Source organism: Arenibacter algicola, assembly GCF_018860365.1.
Taxonomy (GTDB): Bacteria; Bacteroidota; Bacteroidia; order Flavobacteriales; family Flavobacteriaceae; genus Arenibacter; species Arenibacter algicola_B.
Map to the genome: position 1 here is coordinate 205,316 of NZ_JAHKPO010000007.1, position 18,064 is coordinate 223,379.

The following is an 18,064-nucleotide window of genomic DNA, read 5'->3' on the forward strand; positions in this document are numbered from 1 at the left end:
ACATGGGGGTAATGGAATAATATGACATTTATCAGCTTTTGAAAAAATATTACAAGTTCTTCTCCCCAAGAACGTTTTAAAAGTAGCCTCCTTTCAAATATCCTAATTATTAATGTAAAATACTCATTCGAAACTTTAAAAAAATAAAGGTTTCAATTAAGATTGTGCAGGACACTAGTAATAGGGATTCATCTAAAATAATGTTCTTCTACCCATAATAATTCAATTTAGTCATGGATTTATGGGAAAGATTTTTAGTTTTGCCGCTACTTTGTTGAAAATCCGGTAAACCTTAACTGGTTTTTCTTCCCTAGGGGTTAATTATAAATTTTAACGGAATTGAATATGTTTAAAAAGGCAGGATTTATTTTATTTTCAAGTTTTATATTTTTTAGTTGTAAGCATAGTGAGGCCCCATGCACACCAAGTACAGAGGTAGTAAATTATCCTTCTGCCGATTCTTTGGCCCAGGTTCTGAATTGGCCCGAAGATTTGGATATTACTGGATTTTCAGGTCCCGACCTAACACCAAGTCCGGCCTGTATGGCTGTAGCGGCTACCGGGGAGGTTTTTGTTGGGGTAGATATGATGGGTTCCCTTGGGAAAGAGATGAACAAAGGGTTTATAAAACGTTTGGTAGATTGTAACCACGACGGAATAATGGATTCCTATACCGAATTTGCGCAGGTGGATAACCCGAGGGGCATCTTGGCCATTGGGGATCAGGTATTTGTTTTGCATACTACTTTTTCGCCCGAGACAGGGAAGGCCTTTAATATGGACTTGGTGGTATTTGAAGATAAGGACAAGGATGGAGTGGCCGATGGCCCAGCAAAGGTCTTAATAAAGAATTTGAGCAATTCCAAATACCTGGCGGATAGAGGAACAGATCATGCAACCAACGGTATACAGATGGGTATAGATGGATGGATATACATTGCCGTGGGCGACTTCGGTTTTCACAATGCCACGGATCGTGATGGAACACAATTGACCATGTTGGGCGGTGGTGTATTGCGTGTACGTCCGGACGGAACGGAAATGGAAGTGTATACCCATGGGTTACGCAATATATACGACGTGGCCATTGATCCTTTTATGAATATTTACACCAGGGGCAATACCAATGATGGTGGTGGCTGGAACATAAGATTTATTCACCAGATACAATCAGGGGAATATGGTTACCCTGTGCTGTTCAAGCATTTTACGGAAGAGATCCTTCCCGCCTTGGTAGATGTTGGTGGTGGCTCCGGAACAGGGTCCCTTTATATGAACGACAACCGTTGGCCTGAAAAGTACAATAATGTTCCCATGATGGCAGATTGGGGTAGAAGCTATCTTTATTTCCATAGGCTTACTGAAAATAAGGCCAGTTTTATACAGGATGAGGAAGAGTTTATCCAACTGCCGCAAATAACCGATGTGGATGTGGATGCAGCAGGTGCTATGTACCTTTCGGCTTGGGATGGTGCCGGATATTCCGGAAGTCCGGATAAAGGATATGTGGTCAGGGTTTTGCCTGAAGACTATAATTACGAACCATTCCCCAATTTAGAGGATTTTTATTGGACAGGTAGTTTGGTAGATTTATTAAAGGCAGATAATGCCAAGACTCGCTTAAGTGCCCAATACGAATTGATAAGGAGAGGGAAAGGGGCCGATAAAGTATGGAAGTTGGCAAAAGACAGTTCTTTGTCATTGGAGGTACGTGCCGCAGCTATATTCACTTTTGCCCAATTGGCCAGGGAAGGTGGAATTGACCGTCTGGTTACATTATCGGAAGACCCACAAGTTCAAGAATTTGCCTTGAGGGCCTTATCGGACCGTTTGGGTACCATTGAAAAAGTACCTACAGAACCATTTGTCAATGCACTGAAATCCGACTCAGATAGAGTAAAGGCGGCAGCTATTGTTGGTTTGGGAAGATTGGGTAAAAAGGAAGTGGCCAATGTTTTATTGGAGATTCCGGTTCCAAATTCCTTTAAAGCCCCCGAAATGGGCACCGAAGGACCTCATGCAAGGCCAAATGCCGAAATTATAGTTCCGCACTTGGCCGTTAAGGCATTGGTTAAATTAAATGCTGTGGACGCCTGCGTCAGTGCTTTAAATACCGATCAGCGGGAAATGGCACTTTGGGCAATGCGATATATGCATAGCCCTAAGGTTGTTGATGGAATGATAAAGGCATATGAAAATACGGAAGATGCCGTTTTCAAGAATAAAATAATCAATACATTGGCGCGTATTTACCACAAAGAGGCGCCTTATGATACTTCCTGGTGGTGGAGCACCCGTCCAGATACCCATGGCCCTTACTATAAAACGGTAGAATGGGATTACACCCCGGTAATACGTTCATTTTTAAAAGGGGAATGGGAAAAGTCTTCGGAAGATGAAAAGGAACTGTACGCAGAATTGAACAGTAAGTACCGATTGGCGATTGATGATTTTGGTACCGTGGAAATTACAGCTCCCAAGGAAGATATGCCAGCGGTAGACCTTGAAAAGATCAAAAATAAGAAAGGACAGATCGGGGAGGCTTCCATTGAGGATATCATGATCGCTTTGAAAAAGATTAAGGGTGATCCGGAAAAAGGAAAGGAAATATTTAAGACCCAGGCTTGTTTTACCTGTCACAGTGTATCCTCTGGGGAAGTAATGAAGGGTCCTTTTATGGGGCAAATAGGTTCTATAATGAACAGGGAGCAGATCGCTGAGTCTATCTTGAAGCCGAATGCCTCTATTTCCCAAGGATTTTCAACGGTTCAGATACAGACTAATGGAGGCGATAATTATGTAGGGTTTGTAACCCAGGAATCCGCCACCGATCTCACCATAAGAAATATTGCAGGTACGGCAACCCAACTTAAGAAATCCGATATCGCTGAAAGAAAGGAGTTGGAGACCTCTATGATGCCCTCTGGTCTGGTGAATGCACTCAGTTATGAAGAAATGGCTTCTTTGGTAGCGTATTTGGAGCAACAGAAATAGGGGAGGGGTCTTTCCTAGATCTAAATTAATTGAGATCTTAAATAACAAAAGGCAACTGTTGCAAAACAGTTGCCTTTTGTTTAATCGTATATTTTGATCAACTTCAAAAAGTTATTCTACGGATGATTGTTTCCTGCCTAGTTTTCTTCCCAGAAGGTTTGTTGCAACGGTGGTGAATATTACAATACTGATGGAACTTAATGGCATTAGGATGGCCGCAATAACTGGCTGTAATTGTCCAGTTACCGCAAAATACAATCCCACAAGGTTGTACATTAAGGAAAGTGCGAAACTTAGTTTTATGATCTTAATAGCTTTTCTTGAGGCCAGAATATACTGGTAAAGGGATTTAAAATTTTTAGCATCCAGTATACCGTCACAGGCAGGAGAAAAAACATTTACGTTTTCCGAAATGGCTATGCCAACATTACTTTGTGCCAGAGCTCCGGCATCATTTAGTCCGTCCCCAACCATCATTACCTTTTTGTTTTGGTCCTGGAGCGACTTTATAAATTGCAGCTTATTGTCCGGTTTTTGATTAAAATATAGCGGTGTTCCCTTAGGTAACAATTTGGTAAGGTTAGCTCTTTCCCCTGCGTTATCCCCTGATAAGATTGCCAATTCCAGGTCGCGAGACATTGTTTTAAAGGTTTCCTCGACCCCGTCCCGGTATTGGTTCTGAAAAATAAAACAGCCCTTGTATTCGTCGTTGGAGCTCAAGTGGACAGAGGTGCTGTCCTTATTGTTTATGTTGGTGTTGCCAACAAATGCGGCAGAGCCAATTTTAACACTGTCCGTAACGGTCGAGCCTTTGATTCCCTGGCCCAAATATTCCTCGTATTCCTCAAGGGTCACAATGTTTTGTTCCGCCAACATATCATAAAGCTTTCTGCTCAATGGGTGATTGGAGGAGCGCAGGGTGTTTTTTAATAAGGACTCCTCTTCACTGGTCAGTTCCAGACCTTCATAGTAGACATTTCCCTTTTCAGCCGTGGTAATGGTGCCTGTTTTGTCGAATATAGCGGTATCTATCTGTGCCAATTGTTCTATGGTCTGGGTGTCCCTTAAGTAAAATCCGTGGCGGCCAAAAATTCGCAACATATTGCCCAAGGTAAAAGGGGCCGCCAGGGCAATGGCACAAGGACAGGCAATTATGAGCACCGCGGTAAAGACATTTATAGTTTTACTGGGGTCTATTATTAACCAAATTATGGCAGAGACGAAAGCGATGGTAAGGACGGCAATGGTAAATCTTTTGCCAATGCTGTCCGTTAAGGTTTGAAAGCTTCCCGATTTGTCCTGTTGGAAGACGGCGTTGCTCCATAGTTGTGTAAGATAGCTTTGGGAAACAGATTTTATAGCTTCAATTTCTATGGCACTACTTATCTGTCTTCCACCGGCATACACTTTGTCGCCAGAATTCTTGTCCACCGGTTCCGATTCGCCCGTCACAAAACTGTAATCTATCTTGGCATTTCCGTTGATCAGGATGGCATCCACAGGGATTAATTCCCCATTTCTTATAAGGAGCCTATCTCCGGCTTTAATGTCATATACCTGAGTGTTCTCTTCCGTATTTTTACTTGTGATTCTTGTAACGGCAATAGGAAAGTAGGATTTGTAATCCCGTTCAAAAGATAGATAGGAATATGTTTTTTGTTGAAAGAATTTACCTAAAAGTAAAAAGAAGACCAATCCCGTAAGGCTGTCAAAAAAACCCGACCCCCAATCGAAAATTATTTCGACGGTGCTCCGAAGGAATAAAACCAAAATGCCCAGGGCAATTGGGATATCTATATTTAAGAATCTAGATCTTAGTCCCTTGTATGCCGAAATAAAATAATCTTGGGCTGCATAGAAAACCACTGGTAAGGAAAAGGCAAACATTAGCCATCTAAAAATCCCTTTAAATTGTTCCAGCCAAAATTCCCCTACCTCAAAATATTCGGGGAAGGAAAGAAACATAACGTTTCCGAAGGCAAAGCCGGCAATACCTAATTTATAGGACAAGCTGCGGTCCGTTCCCTTTTTGGTCTTGTCATAATCGTCCAAGGAAATATAAGGTTCATAACCAATTCTGGACATTAGCACCACCAGTTCTTTAAGTGAAACTTTTTTGGAGTTAAAAGTGACCCTCACTGTCTTTTTGGGAAAGTCTACTTGGGAACTGTTTATGCCCTTGTTCAGTTTGTTTAGGTTTTCCAATATCCAAATACAGGAACTGCAATGTATATGGGGAATGTAAAGATTTATTATCTGGGTGCCGTTATCGTTGAACTCTATAAGTTTTTCTACTATGTTTTGCGATTCAAGAAAGTCATATTTGCCTTCCACTTCCTTAGGCGAGGCACCTGCTGCGGACTGTAGGTCATAATAGTAGGAAAGGTCGTTGTTGGAGAAAATCTCATAAACGGTTTTACATCCAACACAACAAAAATTTTTGTCGTTATGATTTATGGGATTGTTCCCGCAATCGTCACCACAATGATAGCACGTTGCCTTATCCATAGATTATTTGCTTAATACCTGCATGCAAAGATGCTCATGATTGCTATTTGAAAACATGATATTTGTCAGTTTTTTCTCTGCTAATAACCTTTAAATTTGCCGTATCAGGTAATTTTTTAGTTATGGGCAGATGTGAAAATTGTATAATACGTCAATTCAATTCCTTACGGGCAATGAGCAAGGAAGAACTGAAGCGGGTTTCAGATACCAAAACTACCAAATTAGTAAAAAAAGGTGAAACCATTTTTGGCGAAGGAGAAAAGCTCAATGGTGTTTTTTGTGTAAGGGATGGAGTTTCCAAGTTGTCGAAATTAAGTCCAAACGGGAAGGATCAAATAGTAAAACTGGCGACTAAAGGGGCTGTCTTGGGGCAGCGTTCGGTAATTACCGAAGAAGTGGCCAACTTGAGTGCAATTGCGGTAAATGATATGGAGGTTTGTTTCATTCCCAAGGATGCCATAGTGGATAGCCTCAATAGCAATCCCAATTTTGCTGTGGAAGTATTGAGGCATATAGCACATGATTTAAAAGAAGCCGACGATGTTATTGTAAATATGTCGCAAAAAACCGTAAAGCAAAGGATAGCAGAGGCTTTTATATATTTGGAGGAAAATTTTGGAAAGGATAACAACGGTTATTTGGCCTTGACATTGTCCCGAGAAGATATTGCCAATGTAGTTGGTACGGCTACAGAATCTGCCATACGTATTATTTCAGATTTCAAAAAACTGGGCTTGATAAAAGCTTATGGAAAAAAGGTTGCCATAGCGGACAGAAAGGCCCTCAATGAGGTTGCAAAGGGGAGCTGATCCCCGTGTTTCCGTTTCATCTTTTTCAAATTGAAGTTGGCCTAGCCCGTTTCCCCATATCCCACATGTTTATGCGCTTTGTTTCTTCCTTTTTTTGTGGATAATCAGTTATAATTACCATTGCTAAATGGGCTACTGTCGAAGTTTTTTGCGGTTGGATATCAATCTCAAAAGCTGATAAATGTCATAGTTCAGGTTTTTCACTTCCCATAATTTTACCCCATGGTTTTAACCCCTTATCAGGGTTCTTATAAAATATAAAATAGTTTGAAAAAGATATTATTACCTACAGATTTTTCTCCCAATGCTTGGAATGCAACCAAATATGCAATTTCCCTCTATAAGCATGAGGAGTGCGAGTTTTATATTTTAAATACATATACTCCTACCATTGCCCACAGTAGATTTATGGCGACAGGCGCTGGCGGCAAGGCATGTGAGGATGTGGTAAAGAATAATTCCGAAAAAGGCTTGGATCAACTATTAAAAAAGATCCAGGAAAAGTACCATAATCCCAAGCATAAGTTTATTGCCATTTCTTCCTTTAGCCTATTGGTAGATGAAATAAAGAATATCATAGAGACCCATCAAATTGGTTTAGTGATTACGGGAACAAAAGGTGCTTCCGGTTTGGAGGAAGTGTTTATGGGTAGCAATACCGTTAGAATAATAAAATCTATAAAGAACTGCCCGGTACTGGCCATTCCCCAACATTTTAAGTTTAAGACTCCTTCCGAAATAGCTTTTGCAACAGATTTTAATAGGTTCTACACGACTTCTGAACTGAGGCCACTATTGGAAATGGCAAAATCCTTTAAGGCAGCTATTAGGATAGTACATGTGCAATACGAGATTAAATCGCTTACAGAAGTCCAGCAATTCAACCTGAATATGTTAAGGAAGTATATTGGTGAGGTAGAGCATTATGTGCATACGGTTTCAGAATTGAATTCGGTTTCCCAGACCTTGGAGGTTTTTGCAGACGAATTGGACATACACTTGCTGGCCATGCTAAATTATCAGCATAGTTATATGGAAAAAATGACACGTGAACCCGTAATTAAACGATTGGCCTTTCATACCCAAATACCCTTATTGGTAATTCCGGAATTGGGTATGGGAACTCCGCCAAATAGCAAAAGAGGACAGGAAATATCGGCCTCTAATTAATTTCACTCCTTAACGGATAATCTTCATAGAAGTCCTTAAAGGTCTTGTCTGTAGTATAATTGTCTTTAAGCACTCTAACGACCATATATACGAGCATTATTTGCCCTAGTACAGTAATGTAAAAAACCCAATTAAATGGAAAGTTCATAGCCGTCATTATGGTCAGGGAAATTAGGACCAAGGTTGTTGCGGCTACCCAGAACATAGCAGTGTTTTTCATCTTTTTTTATTACAAGTTATTCAAAATCAAGGAGGTTTAGTGTTAAATGACTGCTAAATATGTTTGGGACAATTTTTGGTATTTGGATGAAAATTAATAAGATGGATTTGGCCATGAACACATATTCTTAGCCTTCATGATTGGGTTTAGGGGTTTAAAATTTTGGCTTTTAAGGATTTGAAATTATTTTTTGATATTTTAGTGCATTATAGTTGAAATGAAGACATTGGAGAATTATCGAACTTATATTGCGCAGCCTAAATTACTTGTGGCAACAGATTGTATTGTTTTTGGTTTTGATGATGGCGTATTGAAACTTTTGGTTTTTAGGAGAAGAATTGATCCCTTTAAAGGAGAGTGGTCATTAATCGGAAGTTTTGTGGATGCAGAGGAGAGTGTTCCAGATGCTGCCCGCCGTGTTCTTTTGGAGTTTACGGGCTTGGAGAATATTTTTTTGGAGGAACTAAAGGTGTATAGCGATGTAGATAGGGATTCAGGAGCAAGATGTATTTCCATTGCCCAATATGCTTTGATCAGAATTAATGACTATGATAGGGAACAAGTGGAATTGCATGGTGCCAAATGGTTTGCCTTGGAAGATATTCCCCAATTGGTTCTTGATCATAACGTTATGATTGCCGATGCCTTGGATAGATTAAGACAGAAAACTGCCCATAGGCCTATTGGATTTGAACTTCTCCCTGAAAAATTCACCATTCCGCAGCTTCAATCATTATATGAGGCCATTCACCAGACCAAATTGGACGATCGTAATTTTAGAAAGAAATTATTATCCTTCGATTTGCTAATTAAGTTGAACGAGAAGGATAAATCTACCTCAAAAAAAGGTGCTTTTTTGTATAGGTTCGATTACGACAAATACAAAAGGCTGGAGGAATCAGGATTTAATTTTATACTCTAACCTATCTAAAATGGGACCTGTAAGGATTGTCCAAATAAGCTTGCCCAAATAATGAAAATCTAAAAACCTTTACTATCTTTGTCAAGTTGTGTTGTGTCTCAATGCAAATTGAGGCAAGGTTGTTTTTGTCGAACCGTCCTGATGCAAATTTGGACTGACAAGCGCCGATGAAAGGCTTTCCATTTTGGGAGGCTTTTTTTGTTTGCATTCCCCTTAAATTAATGTTTTAAGAGTTTTAATCCTTTCACTCTAATCTTCTACCAAGGCTATTGCAGAACAGTTTATGGATTAAATAGCCACGAAAATCCAACCATTACATCATTATTAATTGAAATTTAATATTTCAGATACTCCTTATTTTATCGTATTTTTAAAAAGGAATCATTAATAAGGATATAACTATGCCCTTGTATCATAAATTAGGAAAAATTCCCCCCAAAAGACATACTATTTTTAAGAAAAAGGACGGCAGTCTCCATTATGAGCAATTGTTTGGAACCATTGGTTTTGACGGTATGTCATCGCTCATGTACCACTTGCATAGACCTACAATGGTAAAGGAAGTAGGAAAGTCCTTCGATGTTTCTCCTAAAGCCATGGTGTCCCATAATATAAAGTCCAGATTGCTCAAAGGTTTCGAAGTGAAGCCCATGAACGATTATTTGGAAAGTAGAACAGTTATGTTGTTTAATTCGGATGTTCATGTCTCGCTGGCGGCACCAAAAAAATCAATGACCGACTATTTCTATAAAAATGCGGATGCCGATGAAATGTTGTTTGTTCACAAAGGCACAGGAGTTTTGAAAACCATGTTGGGAGAAATAAAGTTCGAGTATGGGGATTATCTTATTATTCCCCGTGGAATGATCTACCAGATTAGCTTTGATAGCGAGGAAAATAGGTTGTTGATAGTCGAATCATATCATCCCATTTACACACCAAAAAGATATAGAAACTGGTTTGGACAGCATTTAGAGCATTCGCCATTTTGTGAGCGGGATTTCAAACTGCCGCTGAATTTACAAACCCATGATGAGTTGGGCGATTTTGTGATCAAAGTTAAGAAGCAAGGCCAATTGCACCATTTGGTATATGCTTCCCACCCTTTTGACGTGGTAGGCTGGGATGGTTACAATTATCCCTATGGCTTTTCCATTCATAATTTTGAGCCCATTACCGGGCGTGTTCACCAACCACCTCCAGTGCATCAGACTTTTGAGACTTCGGCCTTCGTGGTCTGCTCCTTCGTTCCGCGCTTGTACGACTATCACCCCCAGTCCATACCTGCTCCTTACAATCATTCCAATATAGATTCAGACGAAGTATTGTATTATGTGGATGGCGACTTTATGAGCAGAAAGAATATAGATAAAGGATATATTTCATTGCATCCAGCAGGGATTCCCCATGGCCCGCATCCGGGTACGTATGAAGCCAGTATTGGAAAATCCAAAACCGAGGAGTTGGCAGTGATGATAGATACCTTTAGGCCCTTGCAACTTACCAAGGCCGCCTTGGATATTGACGATGGCAAGTATTTTCAATCCTGGTTGGAATAAGGCTTCCTTGCTGGGGTGAAAAATAGGATATAAAGGCTTACAATTTTATTGGCTTTGGTGAATTACGAAATGAACAAGTGAGGCGGCCAATTTAGCCGTTTGATGGTCAATATCGTATGTTGGGTTCATTTCAGCTAAATCGAGGCTTATTAATTTTTTTGATGCAATTATAATTTTTAGGCATTCCAGAACAATTTCCGGGGAGAAACCCATTGGGGAAGCGGCACTTACGCCAGGCGCGTAGGCCGAGGAAAAGCCATCCAAATCTATCGTAGTGTAGATATAATCCACTTCCTTGGCAAATTGCGTTATTTTATCTTTTATTTCATTGAAATGAAGGAGGTTGAAGTTTGTTTTTTCAACGTATTGGACGCCTAGGTCCTTTGCTGTGTCATAAAGGATTCTGCTATTGGCATCCTCGCGGATTCCAAAACACATGTATCGGAAATTTGACTGATCCAGTTTACAGTCTTGTGCAATTTGGTAAAAGGGGGTGCCGGAATTATTATTGGTTTGGTTACTTCGTAAATCAAAATGGGCGTCAAAATTAATAATGCCAATGGATTTATTATTGCCTTCCGTGGCAAGATATTTTTTTATTCCGTTATAATGACCATAAGCAATGTCATGACCTCCTCCCAAAAGTATGGGGAAAGCGTTTTGCTTAAGCAATTGGGCGACGGTACGCGACAAAACGGTTTGTGTTTTTTTTAAATCCCCATCCTTACAATCTACGGTTCCCGTATCCAGCAATAAAACGTTTTCTGTTAAATGGTTTGGGAGTTTAGCGAGCTGCTTACGGATGGCGTCGGGGCCCAAAGCTGCGCCAATTCTCCCTTCGTTCCTTTTAACGCCCTCATCGCAGGCATATCCCAATATGGCCCAAGATCGTCCTTTTGTACCAGGGGCTTGCTCGGAATTAAGATCAATGCAAATCACCTTTTCATGAAGATAAAGCTGTTGGCCAGACTTGCGTCCTGTCCAATTTAAAGGGTCTGTTTTAGTATAGGTGTGCATGTTAACTGAATTTTATAGGCTAATGACCTAGTTAACCAATTCATTGTTGCTTTGAGAACTTTGAAAAAAATAGTTGAACAACTTATTCGCTATCCTAGAAAATATCTTTATCAATATTAGTGTTTTTCCCTGGGACAGAAGTAACTGTTCCACAATATATTTTGTGACAAAGTTGAAGGCCCTTATTAGGCTTTTGGCGCATTTATAATGTCGTATTGGATAGCTTGAAGGATAAGTTGGAATCCCAATATAATGGATAGGGTAACGATCATAATGGTTCCTGTAGGGGCAAATGTATTTATGTTGGCGTAATATATCCATTCCGAAATACCAAAAATAAGACCGAACATAAAAAGTGGAAAACCAAATAGCAGATATACCGACCCAATATTAAAATCGTACAAAAAGTATTCTTTTACAATACGTTTTAAGAAAGTACTGGTCAGCCTTGCTCCAAAGACAAAAGGCATTTTCCATATTTTCATGTTGGATTTTTCCTCCCCGTATATGGCGGGCATAGGGACATCCTTAATGGCTGCTTTTTCAAAGTATAGTTGGGACAAAAGAGAGGTTTCAAAATAGTAACGGTTGGCAAGTTTGCTGAAATCCAACTTTCTCAAAACATCGGTTTTAATGGCCAAAAATCCGTTTGTGGGATCAAAGTTGTGCCAATAACCTGTTGCTGATTTAATAAGGAACGATAAGCCTAAATTCCCAATTCTACGAACAATAGGCATGGCTCTTAAGGCTTTTAGGTCCTTAAATCTATTGCCTTTGGCTACATCGCATTTATTGGCAATTAAAGGGTCTAGTAAATTGGGAAGGTAGCTAAGGTCCATCTGGTCATCTGCATCGACCTTGATTATAATTTCTGCACCAATTGCAATGGCCTCTTCAAAACCTCTTTTGGTAGCACCACCGACCCCTAAGTTTATGGTGTTTTCTAAAAAATATAGGGTTGCCTTGGCATGTACAAGTTTTTCCAAATCATCCTTGGGTAATGGGGTTGGACTTTTGTCGTCTACAATTATTACGTACTGTATGTATTCCGGTAATTTGGAAATAACGAGTAATATTTCATTTGAGGCATTGTAATATGGGATTACAACTGCGATTCTCTTGGAGCTATATTTCTGCATTTCCATGGTTGCCGTGTTAATTAAGATTCTTTATTTATTATATCTTTCCCTTCTATTCTTTTAGTTCCCTGCCTGTTGTTTGGCGTAACTTAAATTTCCCTTTGACAACTTAGAGTTCGGATCTAATTTTAGTGCTTCATTACATGCGGTTATTGCCTTCTGGTATTTGTTCAGTTCGTTGTAGGCAGAACAAATGTTGTTATAGGCAATGGCGTTAGGTGATATTGCTATGGATTTCCTTGCAGCTGCAATGCAGGTCTGATATTTTTTTTTCTTGTAATATTCAAGACTAAGATTTATATAATAATTTGATACTTCCTTATCTGATAAATTGGCGGTAACATTGGCGGTACTCTTCTTTTTATCCATAGCATTCTCCAAATTGTTTTTTGCCAATTGATAGGAGGGTTTTAACTCCAATGCCTTTTGGTAGGCCTCTATGGCCTGGTCATAATTCAATAAATAAAAATGGCCTATACCTATATTGTTGTAGGCATCAGCGTATTCAGGTTTTAATTCCAAAGCTTTTCCGGCTGCTCTAATACAATCTTCGTAGTTGCTTGCATTGAAATATTGCAAACTTAAATTTAAATATTTTTCTGGGCTTGGAGCACTGGCTACCTCTTCTTCAAGGGCGGCAAGAATGGATTTTTTGTTCAAGGCAATATCCAAGTATTTTTTAGCGGTGCTATCTTCTGACATTTTTGCCAAAACTTCATTGCTAAAGTTTTTCATATTTTCCCAATCCTCAAGTTTATGAAAGGATTTTAGGATATATTCCCGGGTCTCAAGATAATTGGGAGTAAGATTATTTACCTGAGTGAAATAATCTATGGCCTCTTTAAATTGGTCATTTTGAAATAAATACCGTCCGTAAAAGTATTTGGTTTTATGGTTTGAATCACTTAGTGATAAGGCCTTTTTGAAGTTTTTGTCTGCACTTTCCTTATCGCCTATTGCATTTTTTAAAATACCAAGATTGGTATAAATACTGGAATAATTAGGAGAATATTCCAAGGCTTTATTAAATGATATTTCGGCATTGGCATAATCGGCATCCGCCATAAGGGCAAGTCCATAATTCATATGGCCGCGGCCGTTTTCAGGACTTTTTATGGTAACATCTTTCCAAAGACTACGCTCGTCTTTCCATACTTTATTTCGCTGGTGAATGCCATAGGCATTGGCGGTCAAGAAAAAGATGATAAATAAGGCTACTGAATATTGACCAATATGTGTGTTCAATATTTTCGGAAAATAGGTTTCAAGGATATATTTGCTGCCAAAAACAAAGGCTATTGTTAGGCCCATATAGGGTATAAAACTTCGGTGGTCGTTTAATACTTCTGCAAAAGGAAGAACGGAAGAAGATGGCAGTAGTGAGATGAAAAACCACAACATGCCAAAGGAAAATAATTTGGTTTCCTTTTTATTGGATGCCTTTAATGCCAAATAAGCCAAAAGAGCAATACCAACTATCCCTAATATGGGCCTATAATCCAAAATGGACTCAAAGGCCTTCCAATCAGTGTCGGCGGAAAGGTTATATGGAATAAAATATGTCAAAATATAGTGGCACATTACCAATGGCTGGGTAATTAGATAATTGTACCTATCAGGTCCGCCTGGGGCAAAGGTATCCGGCAACATGCTAAAATAGAACACTAAAAACGCTACGGTCAGTATAAAGGAAGGAAACACCTTGATAAAGGAGCGGATACATTTTTTAAATTCAGTTGCCCTATAGAAGTGTAAAAGGTCTACTTCTTCCTCAAATACTAAAAAATAAAGAAATAATAGCGGCGAAAAAACCAAAGCCATTTCCTTGGAAAAGAAGCCAATAAATGGAAAAATAAGATAAAGATGCCATTTACGCCATTTTCCACCACTTAAAAATGCCACAAATCCTAATAGGACATAAAATCCTGCAATAATTTCCGACCGTTGAATAATATAATTTACCGTTTCCGCATTGGCACATAGTAGGCCAAATGCTGCAGCGACCAGTAGTCCCCAAAATTGGTTGTAGTTGGAAAATTCCAGCCTGTCCAATAGTTTTTTTACAAAAAGACAGAGCGCGGCACAGGTGAATATGAAGAATATAAAAATATGAATATGGAATGCTAAAGGGTCCAAACCATTTCCCAATTTAAAATCTATGGCGTTTTCAAGGGTAGTGTATGGCCGGTAGGTCTGATTGCTAGGGAGAGAACTAAAGGTGGTGGCATCCTTGAAAAATGCTTTTACATCTACCTCTTTAATAGCATTGTTATCTTCTATGGTATGGCTATCGTCAAAATGAAAACCATTTAAGAAATGATTGGAATATGCCAGTATCAGTACAAACAACAATAGGGTGCCTAGTAAAATAAAAACCGGATTTTTAAATGAGTTGTAGTTGTTGCTGTTATAACCGGTAATCCTGTATATAGCCTTGGTGAACTTTGGTATTACTGCAATCATCGAGTTTGGTAATTTTTTTTCTTGGTTTTAGCGGCAAAAAATTACAAACTTCCAAGCCGCTCTTTCATATTTAATAACAACCTATTTTATCCACGGACCTATTAATAATTACTTTATTTCCGTGGCAGAATTAAATTCCAATAATCCTCTTTACTATACTTTTTTAAAAACAAAACATCGGGTGTCAGGGAATATTTGTAAAAATGGGAATAGAAAAAATACGCCAATTTTAGTAACCAATCTCATTAGATACCCTTGTTGGTTATCTTGTTCTATTCTATCGGATATTTCTGATAAATTGATGGTTTTCAATGGAAAGGACTCTACCTGTTCAAAATTGTTGTCCTTGGCCAGCCTCAACAAGGTACGTTTTGTAAAATAGCTTAAGTGCGGGCTGTGAAAATTAAATTGCCACATTCTGTCCAATATGGATTTTACACCAAATCTATAGGCTATTTTGGAAATGAAATAAATTATTCCGTCTTGCTGTGGTAAATTAATGATCAAAAGCCCATCGGATTTTAGCAAGTTATAATTAGCTTTCATTATTCCCTTTAAATCGGGTAAATGCTCCAAAACATCATTATAGGCAATAAAGTCGTACAATAACTGTTCCGAGAGGTCTTGTGGGAAAAAACCATTCTTCACTTGCAGATCTTCCTTTTGGTAGCGGGCATTAAATCGGGTTTCAGGCTCAATTCCCTCACAACTAATATTGTAATCTTTACATACCTCCAGAAACCAGCCATATCCGGGACCTACTTCCAGGCCATGGACTTTGGTTATACCATGCTTTTTGATGGAAGTGATGATATGCTGAAAATTTTCCTTGCGTAAATTGATAAGTGCCTTCTCCCTAGTTTCTTCGTTGAGATCGGAAACTAAAGTTTTATTGAAGGTGGCATCAGGACAAAATTGAAAACCACAATTTGAACATTGATGTACATTAAATTTTAGTTGGTATTGTAATTTGGTTTTGGGATTGTTACAAATAGGACAGGGAATCATTATTTTTATTATGGTTTTTTTACTGATTATTTGCTCCAACAAAAGGAGAAACAATCCCTAATGAAAAACGATATAAGGACTGTTTCGTCCATAAAAATAGATGTTTCCAAGTAAAATATAAAATTTAGGTGAGGTTTTTACTTTAATAGTTGTAACCAGATCCAATATCACGCTAGTGCGACATGGACGATTGACATGTGCCATTGCCAATTGACCAAAATATAATTGATTATTAAAACAATCTTTCCAACAATTCGGCTTCTACCAAATTGGGCAAGGTTACCTTTAATTCCGGAGTACGTGCCATTTCCCGTTTTATGGCAAATATCGCTTCCTTGTTTCTGGCCCAACTTCTTCTGGATATCCCATTGTTTACATCATAAAAGAGCATGTTTTTTAAGCGCCTCGCGGCCTCGTCCGAACCATCCAGGACCAAACCGAAACCACCATTGATGACCTCGCCCCAACCTACACCACCTCCGTTGTGGATGGATACCCAAGTAGCGCCCCTAAAACTATCGCCAATAACATTTTGGATTGCCATATCTGCGGTAAACCTACTTCCGTCATAAATATTGCTGGTTTCCCTAAAGGGCGAATCGGTACCCCCCACGTCATGGTGGTCCCGTCCCAAAACAATGGGTGCACTGATTTTTCCAGAGTTTATAGCAGTGTTGAAGGCCATGGCAATTTTAGCCCTTCCCTCTGCATCTGCATATAAGATGCGGGCCTGAGACCCTACTACCAATTTATTGGATGAAGCTTCCCGGATCCATTTTATATTGTCCTGTATTTGCTGTTGGATCTCGGAGGGTGCATTAGTCCTAATTTCTTCCAAAGTTTGCAATGCAAGATCATCGGTTTTTTGTAAATCCTTAGGGTCTCCAGAAGTACACACCCATCTAAAGGGTCCAAAGCCGTAATCGAAACACAAGGGGCCTAAAATATCCTGTACATAGGAAGGATATCTAAAGTTGATACCATTACTCGCCATGATATCTGCCCCAGCCCTGGATGCTTCCAATAAAAAAGCATTGCCGTAATCAAAAAAATAGGTGCCCTTGGCCGTATGCTTGTTAATGGCCGATACCTGTCTTCTTAATGAAGCTTGAACCCTTTGTTTAAATTCTTCGGGTTTGGTTCTCATAAGAAGGTTGGATTCTTCAAAAGTTAGGCCGGCGGGATAATACCCCCCTGACCATGGATTGTGAAGGGAGGTCTGGTCGGATCCCAAATGAATGAATATGTTTTCCTGGTCAAACCTTTCCCATACGTCAACAATGTTGCCGATGTAGGCCAAGGAAACTACCTCCTCTTTTTGAATGGCCAGTCTGGTTCGTTTTACCAATTGATCCAGGTCTTCCAAAAGCTCATCTACCCAAGCTTGCTGGTATCTTTTTTGTGCAGCATCTTTATTTACCTCAGCACATATGGTAATGCAGCCGGCAATATTTCCGGCCTTGGGCTGGGCTCCGCTCATTCCCCCTAAACCGGAGGTGAGAAATATTTTTCCTTTGGCCGATTTTCCTTTTTGTAAGACCTTTCTAAAGGCGTTCAGGACGGTAATGGTAGTGCCATGAACTATTCCTTGTGGCCCAATATACATATAGGATCCGGCCGTCATTTGTCCGTATTGGGTAACTCCAAGGGCATTATACTTCTCCCAGTCATCCTGTTTGGAGTAGTTGGGGATCATCATCCCGTTAGTTACAACCACTCTAGGGGCTTCTTGGGATGAGGGGAATAGCCCCATGGGATGCCCGGAATAAATGTGCAGGGTTTGTTCGTTGGTCATATTCGCCAAGTACTGCATGGTTAAAAGATATTGGGCCCAATTCTGAAAAACGGCACCGTTGCCTCCATAGGTTATTAGTTCTTCGGGATGTTGTGCTACCTTGGGATCCAAATTGTTTTGGATCATTAGCATAATACTGGCGGCTTCTACGGTTTTTGCAGGATATTGATCAATTGGCCGTGCAAATAGAGGATAATCGGGCTTAAAACGATACATATATATTCTGCCCAGGGTATTCAATTCTTGGGCAAATTCTTTTCCAAGGATTTCGTGCCAATCCGAAGGAAAATAGCGCAAGGCATTGCGTATGGCCAATTTCTTCTCCTCCAGGGTTAGGATATCCTTACGTTTGGGGGCGTTATTGGTATTCTTGGGATAGACTTTTGTTTGGGGCATTACCTTTGGTATGCCTTGGAGTATTTGGTCTTTAAAATTCTCGTCCGTCATCGTTCGCGTCTTT

At 39.6% G+C, this 18,064-nt stretch carries 12 protein-coding genes; 5 read left to right on the forward strand and 7 right to left on the reverse strand.

The features are described from left to right. Nucleotides 1–345 precede the first annotated feature (345 nt). Nucleotides 346–2,994 (forward strand): DUF7133 domain-containing protein, encoded by a 2,649-nt coding sequence (locus KO529_RS07605; protein WP_215947319.1) that lies wholly within the window; start codon nt 346–348, stop codon nt 2,992–2,994. A gap of 111 nt (nt 2,995–3,105) precedes the next feature. Here the strand turns inward: KO529_RS07605 and KO529_RS07610 are convergent, their stop codons facing one another. Continuing rightward, the gene (locus tag KO529_RS07610) at nt 3,106–5,502 is read right to left on the reverse strand and encodes a heavy metal translocating P-type ATPase (protein WP_215947320.1); all 2,397 of its coding nucleotides are present in this window, start codon (nt 5,500–5,502) and stop codon (nt 3,106–3,108) included. Between the two features lie 173 nt (nt 5,503–5,675). On the opposite strand from KO529_RS07610, the gene KO529_RS07615 reads away from it, so the two are divergent. Together KO529_RS07615 and KO529_RS07620 are read left to right on the forward strand one after the other, a co-directional pair. Beyond that, a complete protein-coding gene (locus KO529_RS07615; RefSeq protein ID WP_215947321.1) occupies nt 5,676–6,311 on the forward strand; it encodes a Crp/Fnr family transcriptional regulator in 636 nt (211 codons plus the stop codon). 267 nt (nt 6,312–6,578) lie between these two features. Continuing rightward, nucleotides 6,579–7,481 carry a universal stress protein gene (locus tag KO529_RS07620; protein WP_215947322.1) on the forward strand — a complete coding sequence of 301 codons (903 nt, stop codon included), beginning with the start codon at nt 6,579–6,581 and terminating at the stop codon, nt 7,479–7,481. On the opposite strand, the gene KO529_RS07625 is transcribed toward KO529_RS07620, so the two are convergent. Then, entirely contained in the window at nt 7,474–7,701 is a 228-nt protein-coding gene (locus KO529_RS07625; RefSeq protein ID WP_215947323.1) for a hypothetical protein, read from the reverse strand. The two genes, KO529_RS07620 and KO529_RS07625, sit on opposite strands and share 8 nt — an antisense overlap. A 217-nt stretch (nt 7,702–7,918) precedes the next feature. Between KO529_RS07625 and KO529_RS07630 the strand changes: the two genes are divergently transcribed. Further along, nucleotides 7,919–8,623, forward strand: coding sequence for an NUDIX hydrolase (locus KO529_RS07630; protein ID WP_215947324.1), 705 nt, complete (start codon nt 7,919–7,921; stop codon nt 8,621–8,623). 401 nt (nt 8,624–9,024) lie between these two features. Then, nucleotides 9,025–10,182: a homogentisate 1,2-dioxygenase gene (locus KO529_RS07635; RefSeq protein ID WP_215947325.1), complete on the forward strand. Its 1,158-nt coding sequence runs from the start codon at nt 9,025–9,027 to the stop codon at nt 10,180–10,182. A gap of 45 nt (nt 10,183–10,227) precedes the next feature. On the opposite strand, the gene hutG is transcribed toward KO529_RS07635, so the two are convergent. From hutG to KO529_RS07660, 5 genes are all read right to left on the reverse strand, one after another. Next, on the reverse strand, nt 10,228–11,199 hold the full coding sequence (gene hutG / locus KO529_RS07640; protein ID WP_215947326.1) for a formimidoylglutamase: 972 nt from the start codon (nt 11,197–11,199) through the stop codon (nt 10,228–10,230). A 185-nt stretch (nt 11,200–11,384) separates the two neighbouring features. Next, complete coding sequence (locus KO529_RS07645; RefSeq protein WP_215947327.1) at nt 11,385–12,344, reverse strand: glycosyltransferase family 2 protein; 960 nt, start codon at nt 12,342–12,344, stop codon at nt 11,385–11,387. Nucleotides 12,345–12,398: 54 nt separating this feature from the next. After that, complete coding sequence (locus KO529_RS07650) at nt 12,399–14,801, reverse strand: tetratricopeptide repeat protein (RefSeq protein WP_215947328.1); 2,403 nt, start codon at nt 14,799–14,801, stop codon at nt 12,399–12,401. 153 nt (nt 14,802–14,954) lie between these two features. Next, nucleotides 14,955–15,809: a class I SAM-dependent methyltransferase gene (locus KO529_RS07655; RefSeq protein ID WP_215947329.1), complete on the reverse strand. Its 855-nt coding sequence runs from the start codon at nt 15,807–15,809 to the stop codon at nt 14,955–14,957. 232 nt (nt 15,810–16,041) lie between these two features. Then, nucleotides 16,042–18,051, reverse strand: a complete 2,010-nt coding sequence (locus tag KO529_RS07660) for a urocanate hydratase (protein WP_215947330.1) — start codon at nt 18,049–18,051, stop codon at nt 16,042–16,044. Nucleotides 18,052–18,064 lie beyond the last annotated feature (13 nt).

Excerpts from the sequence above, each read along its gene's own strand:
- KO529_RS07605 (WP_215947319.1), top strand. The coding sequence starts at position 346 with ATGTTTAAAAAGGCAGGATTTATTTTATTTTCAAGTTTTATATTTTTT.
- KO529_RS07610 (WP_215947320.1), bottom strand. The coding sequence starts at position 5,502 with ATGGATAAGGCAACGTGCTATCATTGTGGTGACGATTGCGGGAACAAT.
- KO529_RS07615 (WP_215947321.1), top strand. The coding sequence starts at position 5,676 with ATGAGCAAGGAAGAACTGAAGCGGGTTTCAGATACCAAAACTACCAAA.
- KO529_RS07625 (WP_215947323.1), bottom strand. The coding sequence starts at position 7,701 with ATGAAAAACACTGCTATGTTCTGGGTAGCCGCAACAACCTTGGTCCTA.
- KO529_RS07630 (WP_215947324.1), top strand. The coding sequence starts at position 7,919 with ATGAAGACATTGGAGAATTATCGAACTTATATTGCGCAGCCTAAATTA.
- KO529_RS07635 (WP_215947325.1), top strand. The coding sequence starts at position 9,025 with ATGCCCTTGTATCATAAATTAGGAAAAATTCCCCCCAAAAGACATACT.
- hutG (WP_215947326.1), bottom strand. The coding sequence starts at position 11,199 with ATGCACACCTATACTAAAACAGACCCTTTAAATTGGACAGGACGCAAG.
- KO529_RS07645 (WP_215947327.1), bottom strand. The coding sequence starts at position 12,344 with ATGGAAATGCAGAAATATAGCTCCAAGAGAATCGCAGTTGTAATCCCA.
- KO529_RS07650 (WP_215947328.1), bottom strand. The coding sequence starts at position 14,801 with ATGATTGCAGTAATACCAAAGTTCACCAAGGCTATATACAGGATTACC.
- KO529_RS07655 (WP_215947329.1), bottom strand. The coding sequence starts at position 15,809 with ATGATTCCCTGTCCTATTTGTAACAATCCCAAAACCAAATTACAATAC.
- KO529_RS07660 (WP_215947330.1), bottom strand. The coding sequence starts at position 18,051 with ATGACGGACGAGAATTTTAAAGACCAAATACTCCAAGGCATACCAAAG.